Here is a 13,446-nt window from a genome sequence, read left to right as displayed (position 1 = left end):
GGAGTACCGGCGCCGCTCGCCATTGCGCAGCGCCGATTGTTGCCTACCGGCGGGACAAAACCGTCGGCACTCACCAACCAAAACTTTCGGGGCTCAACACCTTCAGGGTCGGCATCACCCGTTACCTTTGCACCTCGCCTGCTTTCGTGCCTACGCATCGACGCGTCCGTTACCGGCTACGCCGCAAGGCTCGATACTGGGCTCGCGGCTCACGATTACCCAGGCGGGACTTTCACCCGCTAGAACACGCGGCCTTGCCAGGCCGCACTGGCCCCTTTTCCTTGCCTTTTCCTTGCTTTTCCTTGCTTTTCCTCCTTCTTTTCCTCCTTTTCCTCTTTTCCTCTGCGAGGGAAGAGCGGCTTACCGCTGCCCAGCGTGACCGAGGCGACTTGGATTATTGCTTCATCTAGTAGCCCGGCGTCGTGAAACTGTCCAGCAAGATCGCCGCCGCCAACAATCCAGATGTTCTTGCCGCTTGCGGCTTCAATCATCTCGGCGTGGACCTTTTGGACATTGCCCTGCACGAAGCGGATGTCAGCGCGTTCGATCTTCGGTAGTTCACGGTGCGTGAAGACCCACGACGGTTGCGTATATGGCCACGCTTTTCCCGTCTCTTGTACGACCTTCTCAGAGTGACGGAGCATCCACTTGTATGTCGTAGATCCCATGGCCAAGGCGCCGATATCTGCGATGAAGGCCGGATAACTTGTGTCGTTTATATCGCCAAGCGGGAACAGCCATTCCAGCGAATCGTCTTCCGTGGCAATGAAGCCGTCGAGGCTGGTCGCCGTGTAGTACTGAGTTTTCATGGCGAGGTGAGCGAGAAGGGTGGTTTGTGCGGCCTAACGTCTGAATTGAGCGGCCTGCGCGGCTTTTCGCGCAGGTCCGCTCGAATGATGGGTTAGGTTTCGCTCTCTTGAAGGGCATTCTCGATGCGTCGGTCAGGAATAAGCCACATTATTGCAACGGCGATATAAATTAGCTGTGCAACCCAAGTAAGCCAAAAAGCCACAATTACTGCGAGGACGTAGAGCACCAATGAGGCTTTGCCTTTCCTATCTCGACCCACGGCAGCCTTGAGTAGGGATTTCTCTCCCTCAGAAGAAATGATTGCATGCTGAAGTATGAAATAGGCACAAGCGGCCATCAGTAGAACCATGCCGTAAAGGGCGCTGGGTAATGCAGCGAAGTGGCTTTCGCCAAGCCAGCCGGTAGCGAAGGGGAAAAGTGAAAGCCAGAAAAGCAGATGTAGATTTGCCCAAAGAACAGAACCAGAAACCCGCTTTACGGTATGCAACATGTGATGGTGGTTATTCCAGTAGATACCGACATATACAAAGCTAAGAATGTAGCTGAGAAAAACGGGGAACAGGGGTAACAAGGCATCAACTGTTTCCCCGTGAGGCACTTTCATTTCGAGCACCATGATGGTGATGATGATGGCAATGACACCATCACTGAACGCTTCAAGACGGGTTTTCCCCATAAATCATCCCCTGTCAGAAAAGTGAAATTGCGCGAAGAAACCTAACGTGAAGGCTAACGCGGCGCGCGCCACCGATGACGCTGAGAATTAGCACGACGGATGTGGCGCGCGCTCGCTGTTTAGCCAAAGGTTAGGCGATTCTTTATCTTCTTTGCAGCCGTGGCAGGGATTTCGGGGGAAACCGTGGTCTGTCCCGTATTACCCTGTCCCGTATTACCCGGTCCCGTATTACCCGGCGCGATAACGTAAAGCCAAAAGCGGCGCGCGCCTCTGATGACCTTGCGAGTTAGCGCAACGCCCGTGGCGCGCGCTCGCTTTTGAGGCGAAGGTTAGGCTATTTCTTGCGATTCATGAACCAGCGCTGGGTTTTGGCTCTCGCTTGTTACCGCTGAACCATACCTAAACTTTACCCGGTACTTTGCTTCGATTTCGGAAACGATACGATGAGAGTTGCTCGCATATTTCAAAATATCGTGTCCTGCTTCTTCGCCGAGTTGCTTCTGTATTCTGTATTTGGCTTCCAGCAAGGGGCTAGTTATCATGGCGCGTCTCCGTGAATAGTTCCAGTGGCGTAATTATCTCAGGAGTTGGCAAGTTCATTCTTGCATTAATAATGAGGATATGTTGCTTCTTGTTCGCATTGGCGAGATGATTGCAATTCCAAGTAAGCAAGAAATCGAGTTTGTAGTATGAGGCATACGCCAAGTGTACGGCATCGCCCGTGAGTGAGCGAGGCATGAGGTAGTTATCCAGGTAGACCTGAGCGATTTCAAAGACCCGAGGATCAGGTAAGAGCACTTGTATCTCGGAGATTAACTCAATTAGCTTTTCTTTGTTCGGATAGTCGCCTTTGCTGATCTCGATAATGCTTTCTTCGGAAATCCATAACTCAAAATTCTTGCGCTCTTCTTCCCACCAGTTGCGTGTGACTTCAATGTAGGTCTTGATGCTCTCTCGTTCGTCAAAAAGATAGCTTGGGATCGTGCTATCAAGGTAAAGCGACCTATTCATATTGCTATAGCTATCTAGTGGGTTAGGCTATTCGTGAATTTCATAATTGAGCCTGGCCCCTTTTCCGATTCTGGTCTGTCCCGGTTATCTCGTTGCATGCTTTATCGAGCTTTCATTAGTTATGCGGACAAGCTGCTTGCATACATTGTATGCGGCAAGAGAAAGAACGACCGGATTCGCTTGATGTCTTTTTTTAGTGAATCCAAAGCTGAATTTAGTCTCTTTTTGAGATCATCACGGGTACATATTGGCTGCTTCCTAAGGTGGTTGTCTTTTATTTCTTCCCATCCTTGCTCCATCGGGTTGTACTCGGGTGCATATTTTGGCAGAAAATAAACTCGAATTTTGGCGCGGTTACTCCGCACATAAGCACGTACTTCCTTTGAATGGTGAAATGCAACACGATCAACGAGAAGAATTAGTGGGCTATCTCTACCGCTCAGTACTTTGTCAAGAAAGCCGATATATACTTCTGAGTTGATGCGGCCTTGCGTTACTTCATACTCCATCTGGCCATCATTGGTGACAAGCGAAAGTGTATTCAGCTTACCGCGTTGCCCCGTGACTATGACTTCGGGCGTTCTCCCAATCAATCCCCATGTGCGCCCGGATCGTTCACTCATATCGACCCCCGCTTCATCTTCGTATGCAATATCTGCGCCAATCTTTAACGCAAGTCTTTGTATTCTTGGGAATTTTTCATTTAGAAAATATTCTATTTCCGCCGGATCACGCTCTTTAGCACGATAACATGGCTCTTGATAACTGAGACCCATTTGCCTCAGATGCGCACTAACTGTTGAAGGAATCACTCTGACGCAAAACGTTTTTTCTATAATTTCAGCGAGAATCTGGCAGGTCCACAAGACCGTATCGTATCCATAGCTTGTTGGATTTTCTGAGAGAACAATGGACTTCAGCCACGTATCAATCTTGGCAGTGATTCGCGGTTCCGCCCCCGGTGCATCTTGAGTGTTTAGTGCATCATAGCCGGCTTTCTCGTATTTTTTCACCCACTCATAGACTGAGCTACGGGAAAGGCCAAATACACTAGCCACCAAATCAGGGGAGTAATTTCGTTCGACGACAGACTGGACCGCCAGTTTCCGAATATAGCTCATTGGTTCGCCAGGAATCTTTCTTGCGTCACTAAGCCAATCGTTACTCATGATCGACTCTCCTCGTAATCCGAAACCTAACTCTAAGTATAGACTATGCTAGAAAAATTGCCATTAAGGCGCGTCCGGTTATTAAATAGCGCCTCGATAATTACCTTATCTTCGTCACTTGGGCACTGCAATGCCTTGGTAGCGCACGGTATTGACTGTGCCGTCTGCGTCCGTCTTATAGGGCAAACCGTCTACCTTGCCAATGTATAGAGTGGTTCGACTGGCGGGTGAACCCTCCACCGTTGCGTTATAACGAAACACCGTCGTTTCCACGCCGTCAAGCGTTTCCGAACCGTCTTCCTGACAATCGCTGAGCTTGATGCTGCCGTCTTTTAACATGCCGATGGCAACATTTTCAGCATGATCCATATTCGGGCCTTGTTGCCATTGGTCACTCACTTTCATGAAATACTGCCCATCGACTTTAATGGCTTCCAATTTCAAGCCGTCACTTTCCGTTATGCTATGCCACGCAGGTTGGGCAAGTTTAGCTTCATTGGCTTTAAGCACAGGTTCACAAGCCGCCTCCAAGGTGTCTGTGACGGGTGAACCAGCAGCAGGTAGATTGCCCGCTGCCTGACGTAACAAGGTTTCCAAAGTCAGAAGGTCATCATCTTTAAATTCGCCACCCATTCGGCTAATGCTCAACACAGTTTGACCTTGACGCATGGAAACCTTTTCCACTTCCCGCCCTCTGCGGAGACTGTTGGCTTCATCGCCTAGACCGTCGATTGCCGTCTTGCCTGAGAATAAGCTCTTAAAGCCCTGTTCGGCGGCATCTTCATCGTGGTAATCGATCCGCGTGACGCGAACCGAAAATCCACGTATTTCATAATCACAAAATTCCGCTGTGTCAGTGGTCTTTTTTACAGCCTGCCCGAAGGCACTCTGGATGTCTGCGGCACTGATCAAGGCGCAGACTGACGATGGCTCTGCGGCATACACGGGCATTAAGGTGGAAAGGCATAATGCGGGCGTCAAAAAAGATTGTTTCATGGCGTAATCCTTGGAGTTGGGAGTCATTGCCGAATCAGTTCCACCCGACGGTTACGGGCGCGGCCTTAAGATTCATGAAGATACATGGGCGGGTGGAGCCAAAAAAATACGCTCAATGCATCAGCACATTGACACGGTGCCGCCCCGATAGCCAACCTTTTAGAAGCGATACGATGGCCCCAATTAGTACAACACCAATGCCACTAAGAAACCACTCCGCATTACTTTTCAGCCATTCCAACACCTGACTAATACCCCTGGAAAAACCCTTCATCTGGCTAGCCTGGACAGCAGACCCTAAGCATTGCCGCATGGCGAATGCCACTGGCGCAACCTAGATTTCGGCAGACGAACTACCCCATAATTCGTCGCCTTTTTAGGATTGGATCAGGATTTTTTCAGAGTGTCAAGCGCTTGCGCGCAGTTCCTCGCTGCACCGTTCGTGCGATATGAGGAAAGATTGCCTCATATCCCACGAACGGATCGAAGGTACACCGCATAAACCGGGGGATGCCCGCGCGGTTCTCACAAGAGAATAGGAGAAAATACAATCGTATGAAGTGCCTTTCTCGACGAATTCTCAGGGTGTTTAGAGGCACCGGCAGGGAGGCCGCGCTCAGACTCGCACCGTTTACGCGTTATGAGGCGATCTTGCCTCATAACGCCCGAACCGGTCCGCATAAACCGACCGGTGCTGCTGTAGCAAAGTTAATAGAATAGGAAATCCCCCGGCTTTGCCGGGGGACCGAAAAAGTTTGACATTTCCGGGAGTCCATCCGGGAAACTCCGTGTTGTGAGCCGCCAAGCACACGACAGTGGAGAATCCCGATGGACGAGTCCCAAAGCCTAAGCCACTCCAAATGGGAGTGCAAATACCATTGATGCCCGACCATGTGCATATGCTGATCGCAATTCCGCCGAAGTACGCGGTGTCGCAGGTGATCGGCTACATCAAGGGCAAGAGCGCGATCTATCTTGCTCGGGTGTACGGCGAACGCAAGCGCAACTTCGTCGGGCAGCACTTCTGGGCTCGGGGGTACTTCGTCTCGACGGTGGGTCGAGACGAGGCGACGATTCGTGAGTACATCAAGAACCAAGAGCAGGAGGACCAGCGACTCGAGCAGCTCAACCTCTGGAGCTGATTCGCCACCTTTAGGTGGCCCAAGAACCGCGGGGCCGCGTTAGCGACCCCGTAGCCGCTTTGAGCGGCTCACGATCGAAAGCCCCCGGCTTTGCCGGGGGATGGTTACTAAAAAGAGAAAGAAAACAATATTTTGTAACATCTTTCCCGAAGGTTTATCAGGGTGTTTAGGAGGCATCGACAGGGGGCCGCGCTCGGCCTGGCGTCGTTCAGGCGCGCATCGATCATCGTTCCGACCAGAGCCTTGGCCTGCCCGATCCAAGGCTGAAGCCTTGGACTCCAACCGCCCAGCATGACCAAGCGCGGGGCTTTGACGCGGCTGGAAGCCGCTGCTACGGCCGACGCGACGATGATGGTCAGCCGTCGGGTGCGTTCCCGCTGGGCGGAACGGGCTTGCCTTTTCTGCGTTGACTGTCTATTTTTACAGTTATGAAAAATCGCTTGGACCGACCCGCCATGATCCCCTCTCCGCCTGCTGCCGAGCCGCAGCCCCGTCGCCTGCTGGACCAGGTGCGCGACAAACTGCGCAAACTGCACTATAGCCCGCGCACCGAGGAGGCCTACATCGGTTGGATCAAGCGCTTTATCTGGTTTCACAATAAGCGCCACCCGCGGGACATGGGCGCGCAGGAAGTGGAAGCCTTCCTGTCGAATCTGGCGGTTCAACGCGGGGTGTCGGCGTCGACCCAGAATCAGGCCCTGTGCGGTGTACTCTTTCTGTACAAGCAGGTGCTGGGCATCGAACTGGTCTGGGTAGACGGGGTGACCCGTGCGAAGCGCCCGGAGCGGGTGCCGGTGGTCTTGACCAGGGAGGAAGTCGCGCTGGTGCCATGTGTTGCAGCGCGGCGGCTCGGCGGTGCAGAGCCCGGTGGATGCGCTGCTGGGGGTCGGGGTGCGACACGCAGCGGCGTAGGGACGAACGCCTGAGGGGGTGGCGCCAGACCGGCGGTTGGGCCAATGGCTTGTTGCGGGTTTAGGTGATTTCCGGAACACCGGATACTACCCAACCATCGGCTCGGGTGCAGGTGCGACTGAAGTCGCACCTACACTGACCGGTATCCAAACCGCTCAATCCATGCCGATCAGGCCGCCACGCCCTTGGCCGTCTCCGCATATTCCTCGATCTGGTCGAAGTTCAGATACCGATAGACGCTCGCCTTGTCCGCATCGATGATGCCCATCTCGGCCTGGTATTCGGCGACCGTGGGAATCCGGCCCAGTTTGCTGGCGATGGCCGCCAGTTCGGCCGACGCCAGGTAGACGTTGCTGTTCTTGCCCAGACGATTGGGGAAGTTGCGGGTGCTGGTGGAGACCACGGTGGCACCTTCTCGCACCTGAGCCTGATTGCCCATGCACAGGCTGCAGCCGGGCATTTCGGTGCGGGCACCGGCGACGCCGAAGGTGAAGTAGTGGCCTTCTTTGACCAGTTCGTTTTGGTCCATCTTGGTCGGCGGTGCCACCCATAGCTTGGTCGGGATGTCACGCTGGCCGCCGAGCAGTTTGGCCGCGGCGCGGAAGTGGCCGATGTTGGTCATGCACGAGCCGATGAAGACCTCGTCGATTTTGGTGCCGGCCACCGCGGACAGCGGCTTGGCATCGTCGGGGTCGTTCGGGCAGCAGAGGATCGGTTCCTTCAGCTCATTCAAATCGATCTCGATGACCGCGGCGTATTCCGCGTCCTTATCGGCTTCCAGCAATTGCGGGTTGGCCAGCCAGGCTTCCACCGCTTTGATGCGGCGCTCCAGCGTACGCTTGTCCTGATACCCGTCGGCGATCATGTTCTTCATCAGCACGATGTTGCTGGTGAGGTATTCCTTGATCGGCTCGGGGTTGAGCTTGATGGTGCAGCCGGCGGCCGAGCGCTCGGCGCTGGCGTCGGATAGTTCGAAAGCCTGTTCCACCTTTAGATCCGGCAGGCCCTCGATCTCCAGGATGCGCCCGGAGAACGCGTTGACCTTGCCGGCCTTGGCCACCGTCAGCAGACCGGCCTTGATGGCATACATCGGGATGGCATGCACCAGGTCGCGCAGGGTGACACCCGGCTGCATCTTACCCTTGAAGCGCACCAGGACGGACTCGGGCATGTCGAGCGGCATGACACCGGTCGCGGCCCCGAAGGCAACCAGACCGGAGCCGGCCGGGAAGCTGATGCCGATCGGGAAGCGCGTGTGGCTGTCGCCGCCGGTGCCGACAGTGTCGGGCAGCAGCAGGCGGTTCAGCCAACTGTGGATGACGCCGTCGCCGGGGCGCAGCGCCACGCCGCCGCGGTTGCTCATGAAGGCCGGCAGGTCGCGATGGGTCTTCACATCGACCGGTTTCGGATAGGCGGCGGTGTGGCAGAAGGACTGCATCACCAGATCGGCGCTGAAGCCCAGGCAGGCCAGGTCCTTCAACTCGTCGCGCGTCATGGGCCCGGTGGTGTCCTGGCTGCCGACGGTGGTCATCCGCGGCTCGCAGTAGGTGCCGGGGCGCATGCCGGTGCCCTCGGGCAGGCCGCAGGCGCGGCCGACCATCTTCTGCGCCAGGGTGAAGCCCTTGCCGGTGTCCGCCGGGATCGCGGGCAGGCGGAAGCTGGTGGATGCGGGCAGGCCCAGGAAGTCGCGCGCCCTGGCGGTCAGGCTGCGGCCGATAATCAGATTGATGCGGCCGCCGGCCCGTACCTCGTCGAAGATCACCTCGCTCTTGAGCGCGAACTCGGAGAGCACCGCCTGACCGCCGTGCGCAACGATCTTGCCGTCATAAGGCAGGATGTCGACGACATCGCCCATTTCCAGCTTGGACACGTCGAGTTCGATCGGCAGCGAGCCCGAGTCTTCCTGCGTATTGAAGAAGATGGGCGCGATCTTGCCGCCCAGGGTCACGCCGCCGAAGCGCTTGTTCGGGACGAACGGGATGTCCTGCCCGGTGGCCCAGACCACGCTGTTGGTCGCGCTCTTGCGGCTGGAGCCGGTGCCCACCACGTCGCCGACATAGGCGACCAGATGGCCCTTCTTTTTCAGGTCCTCGATGAACTGCATGGGTCCGCGCTTGCCGTCCTCCTCGGGCTTGAAGGCCGCGTCCGGACGGGTGTTCTTCAGCATCGCGAGATAATGCAGCGGGATGTCCGGACGGCTCCAGGCGTCGGGCGCGGGCGACAGGTCGTCGGTGTTGGTCTCGCCGGGCACCTTGAAGACGGTGACGGTGATGGACTTGGGCACCTCGGGGCGGCTGGTGAACCACTCGGCGTCGGCCCAACTTTGCATGACGTCCTTGGCCTGGGCGTTACCGGCCTTGGCCTTTTCGGCGACGTCGTTGAAGAAGTCGAACATCAGCAGGGTCTTTTTCAGGCCGGCGGCGGCCACGGCGGCCACCTCGGGGTCGTCCAGCAGTTCGATCAGCGGGTGCACGTTGTAGCCCCCCACCATGGTGCCGAGCAGTTCGGTGGCCTTGGCCTTACTGATCAGTCCGACGGTGAGGTCACCGTGCGCCACCGCGGCCAGAAAACTGGCCTTGACCTGGGCCGCAGTATCCACCCCCGGGGGCACCCGGTGGGTCAGCAGATCCAGCAGGAACGCGTCCTCACCGGCCGGCGGCTGCTTGATCAGTTCGATCAGCTCGGCGGTCTGCTGCGCGGACAGGGGCAGCGGCGGAATGCCGAGCGCGGCGCGTTCGGCCGCGTGCTGGCGATAGGCTTCTAACATTTCGATGGCTCCTAACGGACTGGTGGTCACTCTGGTGTAACGGGAGGCGCTTACCCTACCGCCGCCGCCAAGGGGTCTGGCGGCAAATTTATTGGGTCAATCGGTTATTTTATGCTTTATGTAGGACCTGCCAAGCGATTTGCACGGGTCAGCGGCCGGCAGGAGGCCGCGATGTCCATGTGGTTCGTGTGCTTGCGTGGCCGGAGTCCGCGAGACGCGACAGCGGGCACCGGAACAGCGATCGACGCCTTGGACACCCGTACCCCGATACCGCACCAGACCCGCCGCCGCGGTTGCCCTGGTCTCCGGGAACTTCCGCACCCACATGGCATCCAACCGCGGACTCTCCAACCAACCACAGGTGAACTCATGCAACAGAACGAACAAGATCTGATCAGCGGGCTTTTCAATAAGCTCAAGCAGGCGGAGCAGCAAGCCGGCCCGCGTGATCCGGGTGCTGAGAAGCTGATCAACGACGCCCTGAGCAGTCAGCCGGCCGCACCCTACTACATGTCGCAGGTCATTCTGGTCCAGGAGCAGGCCGTCGCGGCACTCAGCGAGCGGGTCCAGAAACTGGAACAGGAACTGGCCGAGCGTCCCGCCAGCGGTGGCGGCGGCTTCCTGGGCGGGCTCTTTGGCGGCGGGTCGGGACAGTCCACCACCACCATCCGCCCGGACCGCACCCCGGTCATGCCTCCGGGCAGCCAGTACGGCAACCAGTTCGGCAACCAGGCCGCACCCGGCCGCGGCTGGGGCAGCGGTCCGGCCCAGCCCGGCGGCGGCGGGGGCTTCATGGCGTCCGCGATGACGACCGCGGTCGGCGTGGCCGGCGGCATGCTGCTCGCCAACGCGGTGGGCAGCATGTTCGGCGGGTCCGCCGAAGCGGCTGAAAAACCGGCGGAAGAGCCTCCGGCAGAGGAGCCGGCAGCCGAGCAGGAAGACTTCATGGCCGATGACGGCGGCGACTTCGACAGTTTCGGCGAGTTCTGACGCCTGAGGCGGGCCGCTGCGTCCGTTGCGGACGGGCGCAGCGGCCGTCGCGCTTGTCGTAATCGATTTGATGCTCCCCGCGGATACGGTGGCCTAGCAGCCTGTCGGACTTAGCCCCTAGGATTAGGGTATGAGTCAACATAAAGGCTTTTTGTTGCTCCACAATNTAACGTAAGGTGATTTCCGCGAAAAATCCAACCCGTAGGAGCCCGCTTGCGGGCGACGGGTGGGGCACAATGACGCGATTCCGGCAGGTCACGTCGCCCGCAAGCGGGCTCCTACGGAGCTTGATAAGTCCGACAGGCTGCTAGATCACGGTTCCGGCCGCGCCGCCTCGTAGGGTGGACCAGCGCAGCGCAGTCCACCAGCGACGACGCGGGATTCGGTGGACTGCGCTAGTGCTTGTCCACCCTACGGCTGAAACGACGATTTGAATCGCTTATCGGATAACGACAACGACAACAACAGAGAGCCCAATTCGCCAAACCGGTCACTCAATGCCCGGTCTCGGCGCCCTCCTCCGGCTGGAAATCCAATCGCTCGACGCTGAGCAAATGCACCCGGCGACTGTCGGCGCGCATGACCGTGAAGCGGAACGGACCGACTTCGACCGACTCACCCCGCTTGGGCAGGTGCCCCAGGGCGTTGAGCACCAGACCGCCGATGGTGTCGAACTCGTTGTCCGGCAGCGTGCTGCCGAAGTAGCCGTTGAAGTCGTCGATGGGGGTGCGCGCCTTGGCGCTGTATTCATTCTGACCGCGCCGGAAGATCTCGGCGCCCTCGTCGTAGTCGTGCTCGTCCTCGATCTCGCCGACGATCTGCTCCAGCACGTCCTCGATGGTGACCAAACCGGCCGCGCTGCCGTACTCATCGACCACGATGGCCATATGGTTGCGGCTGGCCCGGAACTCCTTGAGCAGCACGTTGAGCCGCTTGCTCTCGGGGACGAAGACGGTGGGGCGCAGCAGGTCACGGATGTTGAATGGTCGGCGGCCACTTTCGACGCAGAAGGTCAGCAGATCCTTGGCGAGCATGACGCCCACCACCTCGCCCTTGTCATCCCCGGTAACCGGAAAGCGGGAATGCGCGGACTTGACCGCGACCTCCAGAATGCGATCCAGACTATCGTCGCGACGGACGAACACCATCTCCGCCCGCGGGATCATGATGTCACGCACCCGCAGCTCCGAGACTTGGAGGACGCCCTCGATCATGCTCAGGGCTTCCGTGTCGAGCAGGGCGCGCTGCTTGGCGTCTTTGAGCAGTTCGATCAACTGCTCCCGGTTTTGCGGCTCACTCCCGAATAATGCGGTCAGTCGGTCGAACCAGTTGCGGGGGTGTGTGTCCTCGGTAGATCGATCGCTCGTCATGGGCTGTCGGGGGTCTCCTCGTAGGGTGGCGGAAATCCTAACTTGACCAGGATGGCGGTTTCCAGTCCCTCCATCACGACCGCATCGGACTCCGTGACATGATCATCGCCAAGCAAATGCAGCACACCGTGGACGACGAGATGGGCCCAGTGCGCCGACGCCTCTTTCCCCTGCTCCAGGGCCTCGCGCTGCACCACGTCGGCGCAGATCACCAGATCGCCAAGCAGCGCGTCCAGGTCGTCGACCCCGCACAGACCAGGCGGCGCATCGAAGGGGAAAGACAGGACATTGGTCGGCTGGTCGCGGCCTCGAAAGCGCAGGTTGAGCGCCTGCCCCTCCTGTGCAGCGACGATGCGGATCGTGAGTGCCGCCCGCTCCCGGCGACCCTCCAGAGCCGCCGCCGTCCACCGGGCAAAGTCCCGCTCGCCCGGCAGGTCGGCGGCCTCCACGGCCACCTGAAGGTCCAGATCGAGGTCCACGGTCATTGCCTGAGCATCCGTTGCCATCACGCTTGCGCCTGAGTCTCGTCGGGGACCCGCTGCTGCGCATCCGCCGGGGCTTGCGCGCCGGCCGATGTCCGCGCCACCGGGGTGTGCGACTGGGATTTGCGGGGACGACTCAGGGGTTCGGGCCGCTCGAAGGCCTCGTACGCATGGACGATGCGCTGCACCAGCGCATGACGCACCACGTCGCGGGCGTTGAAAAAAGTGAAGCTGATGCCGTCCACGTCCTTCAGCACCTCCACCGCCTGACGCAACCCGGACGGCTGGCCGCGCGGCAGATCGACCTGAGTCACGTCGCCCGTGATGACGGCGGTCGAGCCGAAACCGATGCGGGTCAGGAACATCTTCATCTGTTCGGGCGTGGTGTTTTGTGCCTCGTCCAGGATGATGAAGGCGTCGTTTAGGGTACGCCCGCGCATGTAGGCCAGCGGCGCGACCTCGATCACGTTGCGTTCCAGCAGCTTATTGACCTTCTCGAAACCCAGCATCTCGAACAGCGCGTCATAGAGCGGGCGCAGATAGGGGTCGATCTTCTGCGCCAGGTCACCGGGCAGAAACCCCAGCCGCTCGCCGGCCTCCACCGCCGGGCGCACCAGCAGCAGGCGCCTGACGCGATCGGTCTCCAGTGCCTCCACCGCGCAGGCGACCGCCAGGTAGGTCTTGCCGGTGCCGGCGGGCCCGACACCGAAGTTGATATCGTGGCGCTGGATAGCGTGCAGGTATTCCTGCTGATTCGGCCCGCGCGCCTTGACCAGACCGCGCTTGGTCTTGATGAGCAGCTCGGGCAAACGATCGGCCACGGCGACGATCAGGTCGTCCGCACCGAGTTCGCGCAGTGACAGATGAATGGACTCGGGGCTCAGGACCTCGGCCGCCGTATCGGCATAGAGGTCACGCAGCAACTGATCGCCCAGCCGCACCGCCGCCCCGTCGCCGATCAGGCGAAAGGACACCCCGCGGTTGCTGATCTCGATGCCGAGCCGGCGCTCGATCTGCCGCAGGTGCTGCTCGAACGGGCCGCAGAGATTGGCGAGCCGCGCGTTGTCCGCGGGACTCAGTTCCAGGTCGAGTGATTGGGGTTGGGTAGACAAGCGGTTCAG

The 13,446-nt window shown here is 58.7% G+C and carries 12 protein-coding genes and 1 pseudogene; 3 read left to right on the top strand and 10 right to left on the bottom strand.

The annotated features are described in order from the left end of the window. Window positions 1–239: 239 nt before the first annotated feature. The 6 genes from A39O_RS35350 to A39O_RS42375 all read right to left on the bottom strand — a co-directional run bounded on the left by A39O_RS35350 (window position 240) and on the right by A39O_RS42375 (window position 4,662). Window positions 240–809, bottom strand: a complete 570-nt coding sequence (locus A39O_RS35350) for a dihydrofolate reductase family protein (protein WP_020507670.1) — start codon at window positions 807–809, stop codon at window positions 240–242. A gap of 92 nt (window positions 810–901) precedes the next feature. Continuing rightward, complete coding sequence (locus A39O_RS0126430) at window positions 902–1,486, bottom strand: TMEM175 family protein (protein WP_020507669.1); 585 nt, start codon at window positions 1,484–1,486, stop codon at window positions 902–904. Between the two features lie 329 nt (window positions 1,487–1,815). Then, entirely contained in the window at window positions 1,816–2,028 is a 213-nt protein-coding gene (locus A39O_RS41285; RefSeq protein ID WP_157640432.1) for a hypothetical protein, read from the bottom strand. Further along, window positions 2,018–2,497, bottom strand: a complete 480-nt coding sequence (locus A39O_RS0126425) for a PIN domain-containing protein (protein ID WP_020507668.1) — start codon at window positions 2,495–2,497, stop codon at window positions 2,018–2,020. The genes A39O_RS41285 and A39O_RS0126425 overlap by 11 nt, the downstream gene beginning before the upstream one ends. A 119-nt stretch (window positions 2,498–2,616) precedes the next feature. Continuing rightward, the gene (locus A39O_RS39350) at window positions 2,617–3,666 is read right to left on the bottom strand and encodes an IS630 family transposase (protein WP_083924903.1); all 1,050 of its coding nucleotides are present in this window, start codon (window positions 3,664–3,666) and stop codon (window positions 2,617–2,619) included. A gap of 114 nt (window positions 3,667–3,780) precedes the next feature. Then, window positions 3,781–4,662: a hypothetical protein gene (locus A39O_RS42375; RefSeq protein ID WP_211211739.1), complete on the bottom strand. Its 882-nt coding sequence runs from the start codon at window positions 4,660–4,662 to the stop codon at window positions 3,781–3,783. Between the two features lie 828 nt (window positions 4,663–5,490). Here A39O_RS42375 and tnpA point away from each other — a divergent pair. After that, window positions 5,491–5,804, top strand: a pseudogene (gene tnpA, locus A39O_RS35340) (IS200/IS605 family transposase). Window positions 5,805–6,232: 428 nt separating this feature from the next. Beyond that, window positions 6,233–6,730, top strand: coding sequence for a phage integrase N-terminal SAM-like domain-containing protein (locus tag A39O_RS0126410; protein ID WP_020507665.1), 498 nt, complete (start codon window positions 6,233–6,235; stop codon window positions 6,728–6,730). Between the two features lie 155 nt (window positions 6,731–6,885). Here the strand turns inward: A39O_RS0126410 and acnB are convergent, their stop codons facing one another. Continuing rightward, complete coding sequence (gene acnB, locus A39O_RS0126405) at window positions 6,886–9,483, bottom strand: bifunctional aconitate hydratase 2/2-methylisocitrate dehydratase (RefSeq protein WP_020507664.1); 2,598 nt, start codon at window positions 9,481–9,483, stop codon at window positions 6,886–6,888. A gap of 369 nt (window positions 9,484–9,852) precedes the next feature. On the opposite strand from acnB, the gene A39O_RS0126400 reads away from it, so the two are divergent. Then, window positions 9,853–10,473 carry a DUF2076 domain-containing protein gene (locus tag A39O_RS0126400; RefSeq protein WP_020507663.1) on the top strand — a complete coding sequence of 207 codons (621 nt, stop codon included), beginning with the start codon at window positions 9,853–9,855 and terminating at the stop codon, window positions 10,471–10,473. A gap of 494 nt (window positions 10,474–10,967) precedes the next feature. Here the strand turns inward: A39O_RS0126400 and A39O_RS35335 are convergent, their stop codons facing one another. From A39O_RS35335 to A39O_RS0126385, 3 genes are read right to left on the bottom strand one after another with little or no spacing between them, the layout of a single operon-like run. Then, a complete protein-coding gene (locus A39O_RS35335) occupies window positions 10,968–11,843 on the bottom strand; it encodes an HlyC/CorC family transporter (protein WP_020507662.1) in 876 nt (291 codons plus the stop codon). Then, window positions 11,840–12,328 carry an rRNA maturation RNase YbeY gene (gene ybeY, locus A39O_RS0126390; protein ID WP_020507661.1) on the bottom strand — a complete coding sequence of 163 codons (489 nt, stop codon included), beginning with the start codon at window positions 12,326–12,328 and terminating at the stop codon, window positions 11,840–11,842. Before ybeY ends, A39O_RS35335 begins: the two co-directional genes overlap by 4 nt. A gap of 20 nt (window positions 12,329–12,348) precedes the next feature. Then, window positions 12,349–13,437, bottom strand: coding sequence for a PhoH family protein (locus tag A39O_RS0126385; RefSeq protein ID WP_020507660.1), 1,089 nt, complete (start codon window positions 13,435–13,437; stop codon window positions 12,349–12,351). Between the last annotated feature and the right edge of the window lie 9 nt (window positions 13,438–13,446).

The sequence above is a fragment of the Lamprocystis purpurea DSM 4197 genome (assembly GCF_000379525.1).
GTDB lineage: Bacteria > Pseudomonadota > Gammaproteobacteria > Chromatiales > Chromatiaceae > Thiodictyon > Thiodictyon purpureum.
This window is presented reverse-complemented; position numbering and strand designations above follow the sequence as displayed.